The sequence below is a fragment of the Sideroxydans sp. genome (assembly GCF_054604835.1).
The window spans coordinates 652,112-671,213 of the sequence record NZ_JBTSFG010000001.1; the positions used below are offsets into that span (position 1 = coordinate 652,112).

Here is a 19,102-nt window from a genome sequence, read left to right on the forward strand (position 1 = left end):
CAGATGCACAGTCTAAGTAATGATGATTATTGGCCCCGCATGAACATCGCATCCAGCTCCGCCAGCGTCACTTGGAACCAAGTCGGGCGACCGTGGTTGCACTGGTCGGCGCGCTCGGTTTGCTCCATCTCGCGCAGGATGGCGTTCATCTCGGGCAGGCTCAGTTGCTGGTTCGCACGTACGGCGGAGTGGCAGGCGAGGGTGGCCAGCAGTTCATTTCGGCGTTCGGTCAGCGCACGGGAGGCGCCGAACTCATGCAGTTCGTGCAGCACTTCGCGCGCGGCAGCCTCGGCATGGGATTGCTTGAGCATGGCGGGCATGGCGCGCACGGCCAGCGTGTGTGTGGAGATCGGTGCGATGTCGAAGCCCAGCTTGTTCAGCGCCTCCTGTTCTTCTTCCACAGTGGCGATGGCCAGCGGATCGGCGCCGAAGGTGACTGGGATCAGCAATGGCTGGGTGGGCATCTGCTGCGCATCGAAGGCGGTCTTCAGGCGTTCGTACACGATGCGCTCATGCGCCGCGTGCATGTCTACCACGATCAGACCTTGCTGGTTCTGCGCGAGGATGTAGATGCCTGACAGTTGGCCTAATGCGTAGCCGAGCGGGTGGTCATGTGAGGAGCTCGTATCTTGGATTGAGGATCGAGCAGAGTTGAGAGGCTCATGGTCGCCTCTTGCGTGCTCATCGTTCCTTGATCCCAAGGTCTGACTCTGTGATTCCCAAACGCGATACGTCGCTTGTTGTTCGGCTGCACCAAAGCGCATGGGTTGTTGCTGGGTCGGTGCGAACGTCGGGGTTTCCAGGCGTGGCGATGCGGCGGGTGTCTCTCCCTTGTCAGCCATCGTCGCACTCAAGGCGTCCTGCAAATCATGGAACACGAACTGATGGATACCCTGACTCTCGCGGAAGCGCACCTCGCTCTTTGCCGGATGCACGTTCACGTCCACCTGTTCCGGCGGCATGTCGAGGAACAGCACAAAGGCCGGATGGCGCTGGTGGTGCAGGATGTCCTGATAGGCCTGACGCACGGCGTGCATCAGCACCTTGTCGCGCACGAAACGGCCATTGACGAAGAAATACTGCTCGTCGCGCGTGGAGCGCGAATAGGCGGGCAGGGCGGCTATGCCGTACAGGTGCAGCGGGCCGATCTCGCGTTCGACCTTGACCGCGTATTGGCCGAACTCACTGCCGAGGATGGCGTTGATGCGTTGCGGCAGATCCTGACTTGCCAGTTGCCATTTCGATTTACCGTTGTGCTGCAAAGAGAACGCCACATCCGGTCGCGACAGCGCTATGCGTTTGAAAGTCTCTTCGCACCAGGCGAACTCGGTGTTCTCGCTCTTGAGGAATTTGCGCCGGGCGGGGGTGTTGAAATACAGCTCGCGCATCTCAAAACTGGTGCCGGGCGCATGGGATGAAGGCGCAGCCTCACTCAGCGCACCATCAATCGCCTCGACCTGCCAGGCATGTGCCGCATCGGCCGTGCGGCTGGTCAAGGTGACTTGCGCCACTGCCGCCATGCTCGCCAGTGCCTCGCCGCGGAAGCCCATGCTGGCGACGCGTTGCAGGTCATCCAGCGAGGCGATCTTGCTGGTGGCATGGCGCATCAGCGCCAGCGGGAGCTGTACTTTGTCGATGCCGCAGCCATTATCGCGCACGCGCAGCAGCTTGATGCCGCCGCTTTCCAGCTGCACTGCGATCTCGGTCGCACCCGCATCCAGGCTGTTCTCCAGCAGCTCTTTGAGCGCCGAAGCAGGACGTTCGATCACCTCGCCGGCGGCGATCTGGTTGATGAGCAGGTCGGGGAGTAACTGGATGGAAGACATCGGCGGATTATAGCGGATAGGGGGTGCGACAATCCGCCGCGCGACATCATGTCACATTCCCGCCGCCTGCTTCGCTTCCTACAATCCGACCCGGTTCTAAACAGGGATATTCAAGGAGGAAGCAGTGAATACAAGCAGCAAACAGATCGCAGTATGTGTGGCATTGGCACTTTCCGCACCGCAGGCAAGCTGGGCCGAGATCGGCGCCCTGCCGGAAGTGACTGTCTCATCCACCACCATCGACGACCGTTTCGATTCCAAGCGCGGAGAACCCTCCAACGTCAACAACATCAGCGGCAAGAAAGTCGATGCCCGTCACGGGCAGAACATCGTCGAAGTGCTGGAATCCATCCCCGGCGTATCGGCCGAAGTACAGAGCGGCGACTCGGTAAAGATCATGCTGCGCGGTGTCGAAGCGCAGCGCTACATGGGCGAGAAGCCGGGCGTGGCCATCGTGATCGACGGCGTGCCGGTAGTGGAGCGCACCGGGCGCGTGAACATCGACTTGGACAACATCGAATCCATCAAGGTCATCAAGGGCGGAGCCTCTTATCTGTTCGGCGAGGATGCACTATCCGGCGCGGTGATCATCACCACCAAGCGCGGTGCCAAGATGGCAGGCTATACCGCCAGCGCCGAAGTAGGCAGCTATGAATATTACAAAGGTATCCTGCGCGCAGGGTTCGCCGATGGCAAATGGGTGGGACACATCCAGAAATCCAAGCTGCAATCCAAGACCTTCCACGATCAGGGCGACTGGGGCCGCGATTATGTCGATGGCAAGTTGCAGTACATGATCGACGAAACCAGCGACATGACTTTCGGTTTCGAGCATGCCATCCGCAACAAGGACAGCCACGGCACCGTGCGCGGCGTGACCGCTGCCTTGCTCGATCCGACCAGCGTGGACAGCGGCAAGGACTTTGCACGCAAATACGATGTGACGCTGGACAAGGTCAACCTGTCTTACGCCAAGGACACCGGCGAGGGCGGCAATCTGATGCTCAACACTTATCTGTTCAAGGACCACACTTTCGGCTGGCAGAACCCGAACGGTTTCCTGCGCAACAGCGCAGGTACGTTCCTGAACAGCACCTCCGCCGCCAGCGACATGAGCACCATGCGAGATGCCTATGCCAGCGGGCGTGACACCAAGCAGACACAGAGTGGGGCAAAAGCGGAATGGCGTCAGGGCGGCGAGCAAGTCGCATGGATGGGCGGTCTGGATCTGCAACAGTTCGAAGACCGTTCGCTGTCCAATAATCTGGTGACCTATACCAGCCGCAGTTCGCCTGTGGGGGCATCCAATCCGCTCAATCTGGCAGGGGCTTTGACGGAGGACAGCCTCTCCACTTCCGACACGCGCGCGGTGTATGGCGAACTGAAATGGCAATTGAGTTCACCGCTCACCGCTACTTTCAATGCGCGCTACGATAACATCGCACAGAAATACGTCAGCAACCTGCCGCTCACCGCAACGCAGATCGCGGAAGGGCGCACCACCACGGGTGAGAAGACATTCAATGTCCTGTCGGAACGCATCGGCTTCAACTATGCCTTCAATGATGAACGCGAGCTGTACACCAACCTGTCCACCGGTTTCCGTGTGCCGACACTATCGCAACTTTATGGCGGCACCATTTCGCCAACAGGTACTGTGGCGGCGAACCCGGATCTGAAACCGGAGCATTCCTACAACACCGAGGTCGGCCTGCGTGCCAAGACTGAATTGCTGGGTATCCCGCTGGATACCGATGTGGCGATCTTCCAGATCGACCGCAAGGACTTCATCCTCAACACAGGCGGCCAGTATCAATCCACCACCGGTGCGACGCTGACCAATGCATTGGAGCAATACCAGAACATCGGCGGTGTGCGTAACCGTGGACTGGAAGCCAGCATCAAGACCGATGCACGCGAAGTTTGGTCTGCCGATATGGCCTATACCTATCTGAATGCCGTCTTCACCCGCAACGATGTCTACTGGATGTCCATGGGCTCACGCAGCGTGCCGCTGGCTTCGGTGCTGTACAACAACACCGGCAATGTCGTGCCGCGTACGCCCAAACACAAACTGAATCTGACCTCGCGCTATCGCCCCATGGACGGCTGGACCTTCACCGGCGAGATGAATACCCAATCCGGCATCTATGCGGACGAGGTGAACATCGTCTGGGTCGGGGGACGCACCACCTATAACCTGATGGCGAACTACGAGTTCAGGAGCGATCGCCAGATGAAATGGTCGGCCTTCGCCCGTATCGACAACCTGTTCGACCGCTATTACTACTCGACCATACGCGGCGGTTCGGACGGCAACGGCGACGGTGTGTACGACGCGGAAGACGTGTCCATCACCGTCAATCCCGGCCGCGTGTGGACGGTCGGCGCGTCGCTCAGCTTCTAAAGGATGACTATGAGGATCCTCTATTCCGCCTGTCTGTTTGCAATCTGCACCGCGACAGCTTCCGCCGCCGAACCGACTGCGATGGCAGGACATGACCACGGTGCCATGATGCGCAGCCAGTCAAAGATCTGGACGCAACTGCCCTTGCTCAAGGCTCGCATGAAAGGGCAGGGCATGGCAGCGCGCAAAGTCATCATGCAGCCGCAGAACATCGCGGCGGATGCGATCGAAGCCTGGTCGAACGATCTGGATGATGCCAACGGCCACCGCAGTCTAACTATAGGCATGGGCGGCGCGCCGTTGGACAAGCCCGCCAGCGGCGGTTTCCAGATGCTGACCGCACGAGAAGAGCAGGACGATGCCGTGCGCGTCGCATCCACAGTGCATTACTTCGGCGAACGCGGCGGCAAGAATCCGACCACCATGTTCGACCAGATCAAGCATGAACTGGAGATCGTGCCGCAGCCTTATCCGCGCGAACACTCACGCTATCGTGCCAAGGAAGACTGGCAGTTCAGCGTGCGCTTCAAGGGCCAGCCGCTGGTCGGGCAGAAGGTCGTGCTGGAGACCTCGAACGGTAGCCGGTCCGAATTCATGACGGATGCGCTGGGCGTGGTGAAAGTTCATGTGCCGGACGATTTCAAACCCGAAGAAGCGCAAAGCAAGGGGGAAAGCCATGGCATGCGACGCGGGGCCGATATGGTGCTGGCGGTGTCGCATGAAGACGGCGGCATACGATATCTGACGGCCTTCAACAGCAATTACGGTGAGGACGCCTTTGCCAAGCGTGATCTGGCACTGGGTATCGGTTTCACCTTGCTCGGCATGCTGGGCGCGGCACCGTTGCTGCGCAATCGCAAGGCTGCCGCCAATAAAGAGGAGAACACGAATGCTTAAAAATCTGTTCCCCACGCTGGCGCGCTTCCGCTTCTCCGTACAGATTGTCATGCTGTTCGTCACCGTGTACGGCGGCGCGCTGCTCGGCAGTTACACCGTGGATCGCATCTCACAGGCACTGCCGTCCCTGTCCTGTGCCTATGACAAGATGACCGGCGACCATTGCATCCTCATCGTGACCCAGCATCAGTTGCACCACCGCGTCGGGGCCGCACTTGCCAAGGCGGGCGATGTCGCGCTCAACGTGTTCATCCCCACGCTGATGTCGGTGGGCGTGTTCTTCATGTTCTTCTTTTTTTTGAACAAGGCATTCTGCGGCTGGGTCTGTCCGCTGGGCACGGTGCAGGAAATGATCTACAAGATCGGTCGCCGCATCGGCCGTCCGCTCAAACGCTTCACGCCCGAGAACGTGGGTCGCGTACGGCCGGCCAAATGGCTGATGCTGCTGGTACTGGTGTTGGGCCTGCCGACACTGGCCGGCATGGGCACCGTCGCCAACGAACTGGGCGACCCGTTCTGTCAGGTATGCCCGTCGCGCATCGCCACCACCTTGCTGACGGCGGATACCGAGCAGCTCGCCGTGCATACCGGCACGGGCATCAACCTATTCCTGGGTGCGCTGGGCAATGCCTTGTTCGGCTTCATCATCATCGCCGCCCTGGCGGTGCGTCAGCCGTTCTGCCGCATCTGCCCGCTGCTGTCGTGGAATGCGCTGTTCCAGAAGCTGTCGCCGATGAGGCTGGTGAAGAAGGAATCACACGAGAAATGCGAGAAGTGCGGCGTGTGCGAGAAAGCCTGCCCGATGGACATCCACGAGATCGGCACGGCATTCGGCAGCAAAGCCTTCCACGAGGATTGCACGCTATGCGGACGCTGTGCCGAATATTGTCCGGACGACGATGTGATCCAGATCAAGTTCTTCGGCTTCAAGCTGTTCGGTTCCTCGCGCGACTACTACAAGGCACGCGTGAAGTTCGAAACACCGGAAGGCCAACCGAAGAAACGCGTGATCCCCATCCTGCGCGCCAAAGAAAATGGATGAGTGGCAACTGTCGCAGCAGACCACGCTGTTCACCGTGTGGCTGCTCGGTGCCTCGCTGGGCCTGACCGCCTGCACCGCCACCTGTCTGCCGTTCATGGGCACCTGGATATTGGGACGCGGCGGCAGTCAGATGCAGGCGCTGCGCGACACAGCGTTGTTCGTCAGCGGCCGCATCCTGGCTTATACGATGCTGGGGGCGCTGGCCGCAGCGGCGGGCACATGGCTGTCGCAGGTGATGCAGGGCGGCAGCGGCAATCTGTTCATCGGGGCGGCGTCCATCGCCGCCGGGCTGTGGCTGCTGCGCAGCAAGCCAACGCGTGCACCGTGCGGAGTGTCGAAGCGGGCGGGCAGTGCGCCGCCCTTGCTGCTCGGCTTCTCGCTCAGCCTAACGCCGTGCGCACCGCTGGCATCCTTGCTCGCCGTATGTGCGGCGGCAGGCAGCATCCAGCTCGGCATGGCCAACGGCGTGATGTTCGGATTGGGCGCGGCGCTGACACCGCTGCTGATACTATTGCCGCTGATCAGCCTGCTCGGTAAACAGTTGCGCGAGAACCGCGACTGGCTGACGCGCTGGATACGCTGGGGCGCGGCGGCAGTGTTGATCGTGCTCGGTCTGCGCCGGGTGTTGCTCTATGTGTAAGTTGGTGTCGGGCGGAGCGCACTGGTAGCATGTCGGCCCTTGTTCTATATCTGCCGCTGATGCATATGGACGCGTTGCGCGACACCATGCTGGAATCCCCTTGGTACGAACGCCTGACCGTGGTCGGTATCGTAGTACTTGCGCATCTGTCGCTGTTCGCCTTCTGGCTGGCGCAGCCGCAGCCGCCCAAGGTGGCGGTCAACGAGATGTCCATCTCTTTCGCCAACATGCAGATGCAGCAGGCGGATGTTGCGCCACAGCCGGAAGTTAAACCGGCACCGAAGCGCGAACCGCGTGTGATCGAACCCGAGGCACCGCAGTCATCGGCCGAGCCGGTGGTGGAGGTGTCCGCGCCACCGACGGAGACGCCACCGTCGCCGGTGCAACTGGATGCCGAGCCGGACTATCGCGCCGACTATCTGAACAATCCGCGTCCGCCGTATCCGCTGGTGGCGCGGCGCATGGGCTATCAGGGCAAGGTGGTACTGAATGTGGAGGTGCTGGCCGAGGGCAGGGCGGGCGAGGTGAAGTTGCAGACCAGCAGCGGCTACGACATCCTCGACAGGGCCGCGCTACAGACCGTCAAGACCTGGAAGTTCTCGCCTGCCACACGCTTCGGCCAGCCGATCACGCAGTGGTTCCTGGTGCCGATCAAATTTTCTTTAGAGGAATGAGCCGCATGATGAATGATTTCTTTTCCGTCAGCTCCCCCGTTGTTTCGGGCACGCTACTGTTGCTGATCGTGCTGTCCATCGTGACCTGGTCCATCGCCTTGTTCAAACTATGGAAGCAATATGAATCGCGCCAGCACGACCAGCGCTTCAATCGCGAGTTTTGGGCGGCGCGTGAGTGGAGCGGGGCGGAAAAGGTCAGCGCATCGAGCAAAGGCGACATCGCCAGACTGGCGCAGGCCGGATTCGCCGAACTGAAGAACCTGAATTCCGCACAACAGGATCTGAAACATTCCGGTGCACCACAGGATGTGCTCGAACGCATGCTGCGACAGCAGTTGCAGAACATCCAGCGCTATCACGAGCGCGGTCTGGCCGAGCTGGCCAGCATCGGTTCCACCGCGCCGTTCATCGGCCTGTTCGGCACCGTGTGGGGCATCATGCATGCACTGCAGAACATCGGGCAGACAGGAACCGCTTCATTGGACGTGGTGGCAGGCCCGATCGGTGAAGCACTGGTCGCCACTGCCATCGGTATCGCCACCGCCTTGCCTGCCGTGCTGGCCTATAACTTCTTCCTGCGCCGCCTCAAGGTGCATGTGACCGACCTGGAGAATTTCGCGCATGACTTCATGCGTCTGGCGCAGAAGCAAGACTTCAAGTTGTAAGGAGGGGACATGGCTTTCGGCAATTCTTCGCAACAGGATGAAGGCAGCATGATGAGCGAGATCAACGTCACGCCGCTGGTGGACGTGATGCTGGTATTGCTGGTGGTGTTCATCATCACCGCGCCCTTGCTGGCGCCGCAGTCGCTCAAGATCAACCTGCCCAAGACCGACGCCGTGCAGCAGAACGACAAACCGCAACAGGTCAGTCTGGTGGTGGATGCACAGGGCAATATCGAGATGGACAAGCAAGCGGTGAACGATAGCGAACTGGCCGAGATGCTGCGTGTCCGCGCTACCGATCCGCAGTTCCAGTTGCAGATCGAAGCTGACAGCGCCGTGCCTTACGGTCGCGTGGCGGCGTTGATGGCGCTGGCGCAGAAGTCCGGTGTAAGCAAACTATCCTTCATCACCCTGTCCAAATAACAGGGAAATCCCTTTCGCCATAAAGGTGAAGAGGCACGCTGAGTCGTGCCTCTTCGTTTTTCAATGGGCTGGGGCGGGGCGCAAAGCTCGTATATAATTGCGGGCGATTTTATTGCGCCCGGAACAACCGGGCGTTTCAGTATGCGGTTTACAGGAGGGTTACATGCGTATTGGGATTCCTGCCGAGACAAGTGCAGGCGAGAAGCGCGTTGCGACAGTACCGGAAGTCGTAGAGAAACTCATCAAGCTGGGTTTCACAGTCGCGGTTCAATCAGGCGCGGGAGACGCGGCAAATTGCAGTGACGATGCTTATCGTGCTGCCGGCGCAGAGATCATTGATGGCGCAGCAAAGCTGTGGGCTGAATCCGACATCGTCTTCAAAGTGGCCGCCCCGACAAGTGCCGAAGTTGCGTTGATGCGCGAAGGCGGCACCCTGATCGGTTTCATCTGGCCCGCGCAAAACCCCGAGTTGATGCAACAACTGGCTGCGAAGAAGGCGACGGTGCTGGCCATCGATGCCTTGCCGCGCCAACTTTCCCGCGCCCAGAAGATGGACGCGCTGACTTCCCAGGCCGGCGTCGCCGGCTACCGCGCTGTCATCGAGGCCGCCAATGTCTTCGGACGCTTCTTCAACGGACAGATCACGGCTGCGGGCAAAGTTCCGCCGGCCAAGGTGTTCATCGCCGGTGCCGGTGTGGCCGGTCTGGCGGCGATCGGTACGGCGGCCGGTTTGGGCGCCATCGTGCGCGCCAACGACACGCGCGCCGAAGTGGCCGATCAGGTCAAATCGCTGGGCGGCGAGTTCGTCAAAGTCGATTATGAAGAAGAGGGCGGTGGCGGTGGCGGTTACGCCAAGGTGATGAGCGAGGGCTTCCAGCAAGCCCAGCGCGACATGTACGCCAAACAGGCCCGCGAGGTGGACATCATCATCACCACCGCGCTGATCCCCGGCAAGCCCGCGCCCAGATTGATCACCGCCGAGATGGTGCAGAGCATGAAGCCCGGCAGCGTCATCGTCGACATGGCGGCAGAGCGCGGCGGCAACTGCGAACTGACCGAACCCGGTCAGGCGGTGGTGAAGCACGGTGTGACCATCGTCGGCTACACCGATCTGAACAGTCGTTTGGCCAAACAATCGTCCACGCTGTACGGCACCAACCTGTTCCGTCTGGCTGAAGAGTTGTGCAAGACCAAGGACGGCGTCATCAACGTCAACATGGAAGACGACGCCATACGCGGCCTGACGGTCATCAAGGATGGCGAGATCACCTGGCCTGCGCCTGCGCCGAAGTTGGCTGCTGTGGCCAAACCCGCCGCAGCCAAACCGGCCACCGCTCCCGCTGCGAAAGGCCACGGCAGTGCCGGTGCGCCGGCCTCGGCAGGGAAGATAGTCGCCATATTCAGTGTCGTGGCGCTGCTGTTCCTGCTCATCGGTGCGTATGCGCCCGCAGCTTTCCTCGGACACTTCACCGTGTTCGTGCTGGCCTGCTTCGTCGGTTATATGGTGGTGTGGAACGTCACGCCAGCCCTGCATACCCCGCTGATGAGCGTCACCAACGCGATCAGCAGCATCATCGCCATCGGAGCGCTGGTGCAGATCGCGCCGCCGACGGTGCTCGGCCTGGATAGACCGGACGGCTGGATACTCTGGCTGGCCGTGGCGGGTATTGCGCTCACTGCGGTGAACATGTTCGGCGGCTTTGCGGTGACCAAACGCATGCTGTCGATGTTCCGCAAATAAGGATCACGATCATGATGTCTTCAAGTTTGACCAGTGTCGCTTATCTCGGTGCGACGATTCTATTCATCCTCAGCCTCGGCGGTCTTTCCAACCCCGAGACCTCACGTCGCGGCAATCTCTACGGCATGATAGGCATGACCATCGCCGTGTTGGCCACGGTGTTCGGTCCGCGCGTCACGATGGAAGGCCTGCCATGGATCATCGGCGCGATGGTGGTGGGCGGCAGCATCGGCCTGTATGCCGCGCGCAAGGTGCAGATGACGCAGATGCCGGAACTGGTCGCGCTGATGCACAGCCTGGTCGGTCTGGCCGCCTGTCTGGTGGGCTACGCCAATTACATCGACCCGATGGCGTCACTGAATCTGTCACATGCCGAAAAGGCGATCCACGAGATCGAAGTCTATGTCGGCATTCTGATCGGCGCAGTGACCTTTGCCGGCTCCCTCATCGCCTTCGGCAAACTGGCGGGCAAGATCGGCGGCAAACCGCTGTTGCTGCCGGGGCGCCATTTCCTGAATCTGATCGGCCTGCTGGTCGTCATCGCGTTCGGCTACCAGTTCCTGCACGCGGAAACGATCGATGCGGGCATGTTCGCTCTGGCGGTGATGACCGTGATCGCGCTGCTGTTCGGCATCCACATGGTGATGGCCATCGGCGGCGCCGACATGCCGGTGGTGGTGTCCATGCTGAACAGCTACTCCGGCTGGGCGGCCGCAGCGACCGGCTTCATGCTGAACAACGACCTGCTGATCGTCACCGGCGCACTGGTCGGTTCCAGCGGCGCGATCCTTTCCTACATCATGTGTCGCGCGATGAACCGCAACTTCATCAGCGTCATCGCGGGCGGTTTCGGCGGCGGCGCGCCTGCCAAGAAGTCCGGCGGCGACGCACAGCCGGTGGGCGAAGTGGTGTCCATCAGCGCAGTCGAAACGGCAGAACTGCTGCGCGAAGCCAAGAACGTCATCATCGTGCCGGGCTACGGCATGGCTGTGGCGCAGGCCCAGCATACAGTCAATGAGATCACTCAGTTCTTGCGCGAAAAAGGCGTCAACGTGCGCTTCGGCATCCACCCCGTGGCAGGCCGCATGCCCGGCCATATGAACGTGTTGCTGGCCGAAGCCAAAGTGCCTTACGACATCGTGATGGAGATGGATGAGGTCAATGCGGACTTCCCCGATACCGACGTCTCCATGGTGATCGGTGCCAACGACATCGTGAACCCGGCCGCGCAGGAAGAACCCGGCAGCCCCATCGCCGGCATGCCGGTGCTGGAAGTGTGGAAGGCCAAGACCTCCATCGTGATGAAGCGCAGCATGGCTTCAGGCTATGCGGGCGTGGACAATCCGCTGTTCTACAAAGAGAACAACCGCATGTTGTTCGGCGATGCCAAGAAGATGCTGGATGAGGTGCTGGTCGCGCTGAAGGCGTAAAGCACCACGGATGGACTGATGAAAGAGCCGCGCATGCGGCTCTTTTCTTTTGTGGCGGCTGCCTGCCGCAGGGAAAGCTATTCCGCCTGCAGCCGTGCCTGCCGCTTCGCAGGATTGCCTGTCCTGGTCTTGCGGGGCATATCCTTCTCGTTTCTCATGAACGGCGGCATCTCCTTGCTGCCCGACTGAAGAAAATCATGCTCCAGGGCGCTGCGGGCCGTTTCCGGCGCTACGGCAAGCGCGGTGGTCAGACCGGTGAAAAGCAGATCGAACAACTGGGGCAGCGGAATCTGGTGTGTCTTGCGCGTGGTGGCATAGAGCCAGTCGGAGAAAGTCAGGAAGCGGGCGAACGGGCTTTCAGCCAGCAAGAGTGGCAGCGTTTTCGCAAAGCGTCCCGAGTTACCTACCAGATCCCAGTAGCGCGCAAAGCGCACCAGCCTTTGCATGGTGGAAAAGTCGATGCGGTCGGTGGCGAGGATGGCGTAGGGCGGATACGGGGTGTAGCGCATGGCGTACGCTTCAGTGTGGCGGGTAATGGGCGTACCGCGCAGACGCTTGAGCACACCGACCTGGATCTCCTGCTGCTTCAGTGCGATCAGGCGGTCGAAGCCATCCGCGATGCTCGCCACATCCTCGCCGGGCAGGCCAATGATGAGATCGACGTGGATATGCGCCTGGCTTTCCTGGCGCAGCCAGCGCAGGTTCGCCTCGGCTTTGGCGGTGTCCTGCTTGCGCGAGATCAGCGCCTGCACCTCCGGGTTCAAGGTCTGGATGCCCACCTCGAATTGCAGCGCGCCGGCCGGGAATCTCACAATCAGCGCTTTCAGTTGCTCCGGCAGGTGATCAGGGATGACTTCGAAGTGCACGAACAATTTGTCGTCCAGCCGCGCAAGGAAGAATTCCAGAATGCGCACACTGTCTTTGATGTTGAGGTTGAAAGTGCGGTCGACGAATTTGAACTGGCGCGCACCGCGACTATAGAGCTTGTCCAACTCGTCGAGGATGCGGTCCAGATCGAAGGCCCAGGCCGTTTTGTCCAGAGACGAGAGACAGAATTCGCATTTGAACGGGCAGCCGCGCGAGGCTTCTACATACAGCGTGCGATGCGCGATGTCGCTGTCCGAGTAATACGCATAGGGCAGTTCGATCTCGGACAGCTTCGGCTGGATGCCGGCAATGATCTTCTGTGCCTGCGGGCGCTGTTGCAGAAGTTCGCGACAAAGTTTGGCAAAGCTGATGTCTCCCCAGCCGGTGATCACATGATCGGCCAGGCGCACGACCTCCTGCTCATCGCATTCGTAACTGACCTCCGGCCCGCCCAGCACCACGGTGATCTGCGGGGCTACGCATTTCAGCAAGGCGACCACGCGGGTGATCTCGCTCACGTTCCAGATGTATACGCCGAAACCGATGATGCGCGGCTGGGCCGCAAGCAAAGCCTCGACGATCTCCTCTGCCCGGTTCTGCAGGGTGAACTCCATGATCTCCGTGTCACACTCCAGCTCGCCCATGTTGGCGGCGAGATAGCGCAAGCCCAGCGAAGCATGGATGTAGCGCGCGTTGAGGGTGGTGAGGACGATGGTGGGCATGCGGGGCAGGTATATCGAAATGCCGATATGTTACGCGAGTTCCGAGACAAGACTGTCAATGGAGAAGCGTCATGTCGCCTGTGAGCGGAAGCAGGCTCAGTGTCCCGGATCGTTGCGCAGGAAAAGATAGATAGAGGAAAGTCCCAGCAGGCTCTCGATCAGATACAGGATGCTGGAGATGCCGTGCCACATGGAAAAGCTGTCTGCCAGCGAGCTTTTCATCACCTCAAGCGGCAGCGCCTGTGATTTCAGCCCGGCCATCAACGGCTGGATGCCGAACTGGAGGGCAAGCGTGATGAGCAGCATCAGCGCGATGGCGAGGAAGGCGGGCTGGCGCAATGCCAGCTTGCCGAACTTCACACCATCCCGCAGCAGCAGATACACCCCGCATGCGATGCCGACGAAACCCTGCACGCGGAACATCTCGCCCGCCAGCATGCCAGCCAGTTGTTTATCGGGTTGCGCCTGGAACAGGATGGGCACGGCCAGATAGCCGACCGTCCACAAGCTGCCGACCCAAAGGGTGAGGGCGATGCCATCCAGAAAACGCAGCTTCATGCTCATTCCCCGAGACGATAACCACGGTTGACGTGGCAGGTGTAGCCGTGCGGATTTTTCACCAGATATTTCTGGTGATACGCCTCGGCTGGCCAGAACTCCTTGAAGGCCACGACTTCTGTCACCACTTTCGCGCCCCAATCACCCGAAGCATCCACGGTACGGATTACCTCTGCTGCCGTGTCGCGTTGCGCATCGCTGACATAGAAGATGGCCGAACGGTATTGCGTGCCCCGGTCATTGCCTTGCTGGTTGCGCGTGGTCGGGTTATGCATGCGGAAGAACTCGAACAGCAGGTGACGATAGGTGAGCTTGGCCGGATCGAACACGATCTTCAACGATTCGGCATGGCCGCTACGTCCCATCTTCACGATCTCATAGTTCGCATTCGGTACGTCGCCGCCGGTATAGCCGACTTCAGTCTCCAGCACGCCGGGGATCTGTCGCACCAGCTCTTCCATACCCCAGAAGCAGCCGCCGGCGAGGTAGGCGGTTTGTGTGGTGTCGTTCATCGCAGTTCCTTTCTGTCCCGCCCAAGCGGGGAGGGCAATGCTCAAGAGCAGCAGGATAAATACCTTGCGAATCAATCTATCGCCGCTCTTTCTTCATCGCGACAGCAGCTTCGCGTTTGGATTCTTTTTCTTTCTCCGTGGCGCGCTTGTCATGCTCTTTCTTGCCTTTCGCCAGCCCGATATCCAGCTTCACACGGCCGCCCTTGTAGTGCATGTTCAAGGGCATCAGGGTGAATCCGGCGCGCTGTACCTTGCCGATGAGTTTGTCGATCTCGTGTTTGTGCAGCAGCAACTTGCGGGTGCGCACGGGGTCGGGATGGATGTGGGTGGAGGCGTTCAGTAGCGGACTGATATGCGAGCCGAACAGCCAGAGTGCGCCGTCCTTGGCCAGCACATAGGCCTCCTTGAGCTGCACGCGTCCGGCGCGGATCGCTTTGACTTCCCAACCTTCAAGCATGATGCCTGCTTCATGTTTGTCTTCGATGAAGTAGTCGTGAAAGGCTTTTTTGTTCTGGATGATACTCATTTGAAGATGTGTTTTGCCTGTGGTTACGCTATTCTACCAGCCTTTGATGACGGGCTAGTTGAAGCATGGCGTTGGTGGAAAAGACGGTACTGGTGGCGCATACGGCGGAGCAGATGTTCAATCTGGTGGATCGGGTAGAGGAATATCCCCAGTTCCTGCCCTGGTGCGGCGGTGCGACCATGGACGACATGCAGGGTACGACCATGCATGCCACGGTGCATATCGATTACCACCACATCAAACAGCACTTTTCCACCGAGAATCTGCGTGAACCGCCATTCCTTATCAAAATGAAACTCAAGGACGGTCCGTTCCAGAAATTGGACGGGAGTTGGCGTTTCATCCCCTTGAACGAGGAAGCCTGTAAAATAGAATTCAGTCTGCATTACGAATTCTCCAGCAAGCTGCTGGAAAAGATGGTGGGGCCGGTGTTCCATTACATCGCCGACAGTTTCGTGGATGCTTTCATCCACCGTGCAGAAAAGATCTACACCACAGCATGAACACCGAAAATATCGATATCGAGCTGGTCTATGCCTTGCCGCAAGAGCAGGCGTTGCTCAAATTCAAAGTGCCAGCTGGCACCACGCTGGGGGATGCCGTGCGCCTTTCTGGCATCCTCGACAAGCATCCCGAGATCGATCCGGAAAAAGCCAAATACGGCATCTTCGGTAAGCTGAGCAAAGCCGATGTGGTGATGCGCGAGCGTGATCGCATCGAGATATATCGTCCCTTGATCGCTGACCCGAAGGAAGTGCGCCGCAAGCGCGCCGAAGAGGGCAAGGTCATGAAGAAGGGCGGCGGCGATGCTTGATATCGACCTGCATTGTCATTCCAGTTGCTCCGACGGCACACTGACACCGGAAGAGTTGGTGGCGCGTGCGGCCGAGCGCGGGGTGACCATGCTGGCGTTGACCGACCACGATGAGATCTCCGGCCTGGACAGGGCTAGGACAGAGGCTGAAAAGCTCGGTATGACTTTCATCAATGGCGTCGAGATATCCGTCTCTTGGCGTAAACACACCTTGCATCTGGTGGGTTTGCACATCGATCCGACTTATCCGCCCCTGGTGGCAGGATTAGCAGAAGTGCGCAGCGGACGCGGCCAGCGCGCGCAGAAGATGGCCGATGAACTGGCCAAGGTCGGCATCGGCGGCGTGCTGGAAGGCGCCTACAAATTCACCACCAACCCCAACATGATCGGTCGCACCCATTTCGCGCGTTATCTGGTCGAATCCGGCCGCTGCAAGGATGTGAAGAGCGTGTTCAACCGTTATCTGGCCAGTGGCAAGCCCGGCTATGTCCCGCACCAATGGGCTGATCTGGGAGAAGCCATCTCCTGGATACGCGGCAGCGGCGGCATCGCCGTGTTGGCTCATCCGGGACGTTATATGGTGGGACGCCACAGCATGGGCAAACAGACCATGCACGAGTTGCTGGAAACCTTCGTCGAACTGGGCGGTGGCGCGCTGGAAGTGGTGACCGGTAGCCACACACCGCCGCAATACGCGGAGTTTTCCCGCTACGCCGAGGAATTCCATTTGTTGTCCTCGTGCGGTTCGGATTTCCATGGCCCGCAGGAAAGTTACCGTGATCTCGGGCGTCTGCCCGATCTGCCGGAAATATGTCGTCCGGTGTGGCAACACTGGCAAGACCCCACTCAATTGAAAGCAGCCTGATGGCACAATTCTTCAATATCCATCCCGACAATCCCAATGCGCGCCTGATCCGTCAGGCGGCCGAGATGCTGCGCGACGGCGCGGTGATCGTCTACCCGACCGATTCCGGCTATGCCTTGGGTTGCCATCTGGGCGACAAGGACGCGGTGACCCGCATCCGTCAGATCCGTGAACTGGATGAGCAGCATCACATGACGCTGGTCTGCCGTGATCTGTCCGAACTGGCCAACTATGCGCGGGTGGACAACGTGCAGTTCCGCCTGCTCAAGAACAATACGCCCGGTGCCTACACCTTCATCCTGCAAGCGACCAAGGAAGTGCCGCGCCGCCTGCAGCATCCCAAGCGCAGTACGGTCGGCGTGCGCATCCCGGACCATCCGGTGGCGCTGGCCTTGCTGGAAGAGCTGGGCGAACCGTTGCTGAGTTCCACCCTGATCCTGCTGGAGGAACCTTTCCCGCTCACCGATATAGACGAGATACGCGAGCAGCTTGAGCATCGCGTGGAACTGGTCATCGAGGGCGGGGCAGTCGGCATCGAGCCGACCACGGTGATCGATCTGACCGGCGCCACGCCACAGTTGCTGCGTGCCGGACGCGGGGATGTGGTGCCTTTCGGGATCGAAGACTAGATGGAACATCTGATCCAGCTCATCACCGTCGCCGCGATCCCTGTTCTGTTCGCGATCACACTGCACGAGGCTGCCCACGGTTATGTGGCTCGCCACTTCGGTGATATGACGGCCTACCAGCAGGGCCGCATCACGCTCAATCCCATCAAACATATCGACCCGGTCGGCACGATCCTGCTGCCGATGCTGACGCTGGTACTGGGCGGCATCCTGTTCGGCTGGGCCAAACCGGTACCGGTCAACTTCTCGGCCTTGCGCCGGCCCAAGCAGGACATGTTGTGGGTCGCCATCGCCGGACCGGCCAGCAATCTGCTCATGGCTATCTTCTGGGCGCTGGTGGCCAAGCTGGCCTGGAGCTTTCCCGGCGGCTACTTCTCCGAACCGATGATGGAAATGGCCCAGATCGGGGTTAAAATCAACGTCATCCTGATGGTGCTGAACATGTTGCCCTTGCCGCCGCTTGACGGCGGACGGGTCGCAGTCAGTCTGTTGCCGCACCGTCAGGCGTACCAGCTTTCTCGTATCGAGCCTTATGGCCTGTTCATCCTCATCGGGCTGGCCATCACGCCGGTGCTGGGCTGGATATTGACGCCGCCGGTGATAGCGGTGATCGATCTGATCAACTTTTTCTTGTGAATGTGAAGTCTAAATAATGTTTGCTGATCGCGTGTTATCCGGGATGCGTCCCACAGGTAATCTACATCTGGGCCACTACCATGGTGTGCTGAAGAACTGGGTGCAGATGCAGCACGAGTTCGACTGTTATTTCTTCGCGGCCGACTGGCACGCGCTGACCACGCATTACGACACGCCTCAGATCATCGAGCAGAGCGTGTGGGACATGGTGATCGACTGGCTGGCCGCCGGGGTCGACCCTGCCCATGCCACGATGTTCATCCAGTCGCGCGTGCCGGAGCATGCCGAACTGCATCTGCTGCTGTCCATGATCACACCACTGGGCTGGCTGGAACGCATGCCGACCTATAAGGACCAGCAGGAGAAACTGTCCGGCAAGGATCTGTCCACCTATGGTTTCCTCGGTTACCCCTTGCTGCAAAGTGCCGACATCCTCATCTACCGCGCCACGCAAGTGCCGGTGGGCGAGGACCAGGTGCCGCACATCGAGTTCACCCGCGAGATCGCGCGCCGCTTCAACCACATCTATGGCCGCGAGGCGGGCTTCGAGGAGAAGGCCGAGGCAGCCGTGAAGAAACTGGGCGGCAAAAAAGGCAAGCTGTATGCCGAACTGCGCACCCGTTATCAGGAGCAGGGCGACGACGAGGCGCTGGAATCGGCCAAAGCCTTGCTGGATGAGCAGCAGAACTTGTCGCACGGTGACCGCGAGCGCCTGTTCGGTTATCTGGAAGGCGGTGGCAAGATGATCCTGTCCGAGCCGCAGGCCATGCTGACCGTGGCCTCCAAGATGCCGGGTCTGGACGGGCAGAAGATGTCCAAGTCCTACAACAACACCATCAGCCTGCGCGAGGACGAGGCCGAGGTGGCGAAGAAGATCAAGACCATGCCGACCGACCCGGCGCGCATCCGCCGCACCGACCCCGGCGATCCGGACAAATGCCCGGTGTGGCAGTTGCACGAGGTGTATTCGACCGACAATGTGAAGCAATGGGTGCAGCAAGGCTGCCGCAGTGCCGGCATCGGCTGTATCGAGTGCAAACAGCCGGTCATCGATGGCGTACTGAGCGAACAGCGCCCGATGCGCGAACGCGCCCAGCGCTATCTGGACGACCCTTCGCTGGTGCGCAACATCATCGCCGACGGCTGCGAGAAAGCGCGCAAATTGGCGATCGACACCATGCGTGATGTGCGCGAAGTAATGGGACTGGAATACAAGTGAGCGAACTGC

Annotated in this window: 20 protein-coding genes; 15 read left to right on the top strand and 5 right to left on the bottom strand. The window is 60.0% G+C overall.

Translation table 11 applies throughout. The annotated features are described in order from the left end of the window. Positions 1 to 26 precede the first annotated feature (26 nt). On the bottom strand, positions 27 to 1,826 hold the full coding sequence (gene mutL, locus ACYCZ5_RS03135; RefSeq protein ID WP_461543302.1) for a DNA mismatch repair endonuclease MutL: 1,800 nt from the start codon (positions 1,824 to 1,826) through the stop codon (positions 27 to 29). 124 nt (positions 1,827 to 1,950) lie between these two features. On the opposite strand from mutL, the gene ACYCZ5_RS03140 reads away from it, so the two are divergent. The 9 genes from ACYCZ5_RS03140 (at position 1,951) to pntB (ending at position 11,745) form a co-directional block, all read left to right on the top strand. After that, entirely contained in the window at positions 1,951 to 4,233 is a 2,283-nt protein-coding gene (locus ACYCZ5_RS03140) for a TonB-dependent receptor (protein ID WP_461543303.1), read from the top strand. A 9-nt stretch (positions 4,234 to 4,242) separates the two neighbouring features. Beyond that, the gene (locus tag ACYCZ5_RS03145) at positions 4,243 to 5,130 is read left to right on the top strand and encodes a hypothetical protein (protein WP_461543304.1); all 888 of its coding nucleotides are present in this window, start codon (positions 4,243 to 4,245) and stop codon (positions 5,128 to 5,130) included. Continuing rightward, entirely contained in the window at positions 5,123 to 6,172 is a 1,050-nt protein-coding gene (locus ACYCZ5_RS03150) for a 4Fe-4S binding protein (RefSeq protein ID WP_461543305.1), read from the top strand. Before ACYCZ5_RS03145 ends, ACYCZ5_RS03150 begins: the two co-directional genes overlap by 8 nt. After that, on the top strand, positions 6,165 to 6,812 hold the full coding sequence (locus tag ACYCZ5_RS03155) for an urease accessory protein UreH domain-containing protein (RefSeq protein WP_461543306.1): 648 nt from the start codon (positions 6,165 to 6,167) through the stop codon (positions 6,810 to 6,812). The genes ACYCZ5_RS03150 and ACYCZ5_RS03155 overlap by 8 nt, the downstream gene beginning before the upstream one ends. A gap of 29 nt (positions 6,813 to 6,841) precedes the next feature. Then, positions 6,842 to 7,486: an energy transducer TonB gene (locus ACYCZ5_RS03160; protein WP_461543307.1), complete on the top strand. Its 645-nt coding sequence runs from the start codon at positions 6,842 to 6,844 to the stop codon at positions 7,484 to 7,486. 5 nt (positions 7,487 to 7,491) lie between these two features. Then, on the top strand, positions 7,492 to 8,151 hold the full coding sequence (locus ACYCZ5_RS03165) for a MotA/TolQ/ExbB proton channel family protein (protein ID WP_461543308.1): 660 nt from the start codon (positions 7,492 to 7,494) through the stop codon (positions 8,149 to 8,151). A 9-nt stretch (positions 8,152 to 8,160) separates the two neighbouring features. Further along, a complete protein-coding gene (locus ACYCZ5_RS03170; RefSeq protein ID WP_461543309.1) occupies positions 8,161 to 8,574 on the top strand; it encodes an ExbD/TolR family protein in 414 nt (137 codons plus the stop codon). Between the two features lie 163 nt (positions 8,575 to 8,737). Further along, positions 8,738 to 10,315 carry a Re/Si-specific NAD(P)(+) transhydrogenase subunit alpha gene (locus ACYCZ5_RS03175; protein ID WP_461543310.1) on the top strand — a complete coding sequence of 526 codons (1,578 nt, stop codon included), beginning with the start codon at positions 8,738 to 8,740 and terminating at the stop codon, positions 10,313 to 10,315. Positions 10,316 to 10,329: 14 nt separating this feature from the next. Further along, positions 10,330 to 11,745 carry a Re/Si-specific NAD(P)(+) transhydrogenase subunit beta gene (pntB, locus tag ACYCZ5_RS03180; RefSeq protein ID WP_461543363.1) on the top strand — a complete coding sequence of 472 codons (1,416 nt, stop codon included), beginning with the start codon at positions 10,330 to 10,332 and terminating at the stop codon, positions 11,743 to 11,745. Positions 11,746 to 11,822: 77 nt separating this feature from the next. Here the strand turns inward: pntB and ACYCZ5_RS03185 are convergent, their stop codons facing one another. From ACYCZ5_RS03185 to smpB, 4 genes are all read right to left on the bottom strand, one after another. Further along, the gene (locus tag ACYCZ5_RS03185; protein WP_461543311.1) at positions 11,823 to 13,334 is read right to left on the bottom strand and encodes a B12-binding domain-containing radical SAM protein; all 1,512 of its coding nucleotides are present in this window, start codon (positions 13,332 to 13,334) and stop codon (positions 11,823 to 11,825) included. A gap of 96 nt (positions 13,335 to 13,430) precedes the next feature. Then, entirely contained in the window at positions 13,431 to 13,892 is a 462-nt protein-coding gene (locus ACYCZ5_RS03190) for a DUF4149 domain-containing protein (RefSeq protein WP_461543312.1), read from the bottom strand. 2 nt (positions 13,893 to 13,894) lie between these two features. Further along, complete coding sequence (msrA, locus tag ACYCZ5_RS03195) at positions 13,895 to 14,404, bottom strand: peptide-methionine (S)-S-oxide reductase MsrA (protein WP_461543313.1); 510 nt, start codon at positions 14,402 to 14,404, stop codon at positions 13,895 to 13,897. Between the two features lie 76 nt (positions 14,405 to 14,480). After that, positions 14,481 to 14,930 (bottom strand): SsrA-binding protein SmpB, encoded by a 450-nt coding sequence (gene smpB, locus ACYCZ5_RS03200; protein ID WP_461543314.1) that lies wholly within the window; start codon positions 14,928 to 14,930, stop codon positions 14,481 to 14,483. A 65-nt stretch (positions 14,931 to 14,995) separates the two neighbouring features. Here smpB and ACYCZ5_RS03205 point away from each other — a divergent pair, with 65 nt between their 5' ends. The 6 genes from ACYCZ5_RS03205 to ACYCZ5_RS03230 are packed head-to-tail and all read left to right on the top strand — an operon-like array spanning position 14,996 to position 19,093. After that, on the top strand, positions 14,996 to 15,433 hold the full coding sequence (locus ACYCZ5_RS03205) for a type II toxin-antitoxin system RatA family toxin (RefSeq protein WP_461543315.1): 438 nt from the start codon (positions 14,996 to 14,998) through the stop codon (positions 15,431 to 15,433). Next, complete coding sequence (locus ACYCZ5_RS03210) at positions 15,430 to 15,744, top strand: RnfH family protein (protein ID WP_461543316.1); 315 nt, start codon at positions 15,430 to 15,432, stop codon at positions 15,742 to 15,744. Before ACYCZ5_RS03205 ends, ACYCZ5_RS03210 begins: the two co-directional genes overlap by 4 nt. Further along, on the top strand, positions 15,737 to 16,609 hold the full coding sequence (locus ACYCZ5_RS03215) for a 3',5'-nucleoside bisphosphate phosphatase (RefSeq protein WP_461543317.1): 873 nt from the start codon (positions 15,737 to 15,739) through the stop codon (positions 16,607 to 16,609). The genes ACYCZ5_RS03210 and ACYCZ5_RS03215 overlap by 8 nt, the downstream gene beginning before the upstream one ends. Next, positions 16,609 to 17,238 (top strand): L-threonylcarbamoyladenylate synthase, encoded by a 630-nt coding sequence (locus ACYCZ5_RS03220; protein WP_461543318.1) that lies wholly within the window; start codon positions 16,609 to 16,611, stop codon positions 17,236 to 17,238. Before ACYCZ5_RS03215 ends, ACYCZ5_RS03220 begins: the two co-directional genes overlap by 1 nt. Then, the gene (locus ACYCZ5_RS03225) at positions 17,239 to 17,874 is read left to right on the top strand and encodes a site-2 protease family protein (RefSeq protein WP_461543319.1); all 636 of its coding nucleotides are present in this window, start codon (positions 17,239 to 17,241) and stop codon (positions 17,872 to 17,874) included. A 16-nt stretch (positions 17,875 to 17,890) separates the two neighbouring features. Next, entirely contained in the window at positions 17,891 to 19,093 is a 1,203-nt protein-coding gene (locus tag ACYCZ5_RS03230; RefSeq protein ID WP_461543320.1) for a tryptophan--tRNA ligase, read from the top strand. The last annotated feature ends 9 nt before the right edge of the window (positions 19,094 to 19,102 follow it).

What these genes read in the sequence shown, in the direction of transcription:
- mutL (WP_461543302.1), bottom strand. Translation starts at nt 1,826, where the DNA reads ATGTCTTCCATCCAGTTACTCCCCGACCTGCTCATCAACCAGATCGCC.
- ACYCZ5_RS03145 (WP_461543304.1), top strand. Translation starts at nt 4,243, where the DNA reads ATGAGGATCCTCTATTCCGCCTGTCTGTTTGCAATCTGCACCGCGACA.
- ACYCZ5_RS03150 (WP_461543305.1), top strand. Translation starts at nt 5,123, where the DNA reads ATGCTTAAAAATCTGTTCCCCACGCTGGCGCGCTTCCGCTTCTCCGTA.
- ACYCZ5_RS03155 (WP_461543306.1), top strand. Translation starts at nt 6,165, where the DNA reads ATGGATGAGTGGCAACTGTCGCAGCAGACCACGCTGTTCACCGTGTGG.
- ACYCZ5_RS03160 (WP_461543307.1), top strand. Translation starts at nt 6,842, where the DNA reads ATGTCGGCCCTTGTTCTATATCTGCCGCTGATGCATATGGACGCGTTG.
- ACYCZ5_RS03165 (WP_461543308.1), top strand. Translation starts at nt 7,492, where the DNA reads ATGATGAATGATTTCTTTTCCGTCAGCTCCCCCGTTGTTTCGGGCACG.
- ACYCZ5_RS03170 (WP_461543309.1), top strand. Translation starts at nt 8,161, where the DNA reads ATGGCTTTCGGCAATTCTTCGCAACAGGATGAAGGCAGCATGATGAGC.
- ACYCZ5_RS03175 (WP_461543310.1), top strand. Translation starts at nt 8,738, where the DNA reads ATGCGTATTGGGATTCCTGCCGAGACAAGTGCAGGCGAGAAGCGCGTT.
- pntB (WP_461543363.1), top strand. Translation starts at nt 10,330, where the DNA reads ATGTCTTCAAGTTTGACCAGTGTCGCTTATCTCGGTGCGACGATTCTA.
- ACYCZ5_RS03185 (WP_461543311.1), bottom strand. Translation starts at nt 13,334, where the DNA reads ATGCCCACCATCGTCCTCACCACCCTCAACGCGCGCTACATCCATGCT.
- ACYCZ5_RS03190 (WP_461543312.1), bottom strand. Translation starts at nt 13,892, where the DNA reads ATGAAGCTGCGTTTTCTGGATGGCATCGCCCTCACCCTTTGGGTCGGC.
- msrA (WP_461543313.1), bottom strand. Translation starts at nt 14,404, where the DNA reads ATGAACGACACCACACAAACCGCCTACCTCGCCGGCGGCTGCTTCTGG.
- smpB (WP_461543314.1), bottom strand. Translation starts at nt 14,930, where the DNA reads ATGAGTATCATCCAGAACAAAAAAGCCTTTCACGACTACTTCATCGAA.
- ACYCZ5_RS03205 (WP_461543315.1), top strand. Translation starts at nt 14,996, where the DNA reads ATGGCGTTGGTGGAAAAGACGGTACTGGTGGCGCATACGGCGGAGCAG.
- ACYCZ5_RS03210 (WP_461543316.1), top strand. Translation starts at nt 15,430, where the DNA reads ATGAACACCGAAAATATCGATATCGAGCTGGTCTATGCCTTGCCGCAA.
- ACYCZ5_RS03215 (WP_461543317.1), top strand. Translation starts at nt 15,737, where the DNA reads ATGCTTGATATCGACCTGCATTGTCATTCCAGTTGCTCCGACGGCACA.
- ACYCZ5_RS03220 (WP_461543318.1), top strand. Translation starts at nt 16,609, where the DNA reads ATGGCACAATTCTTCAATATCCATCCCGACAATCCCAATGCGCGCCTG.
- ACYCZ5_RS03225 (WP_461543319.1), top strand. Translation starts at nt 17,239, where the DNA reads ATGGAACATCTGATCCAGCTCATCACCGTCGCCGCGATCCCTGTTCTG.
- ACYCZ5_RS03230 (WP_461543320.1), top strand. Translation starts at nt 17,891, where the DNA reads ATGTTTGCTGATCGCGTGTTATCCGGGATGCGTCCCACAGGTAATCTA.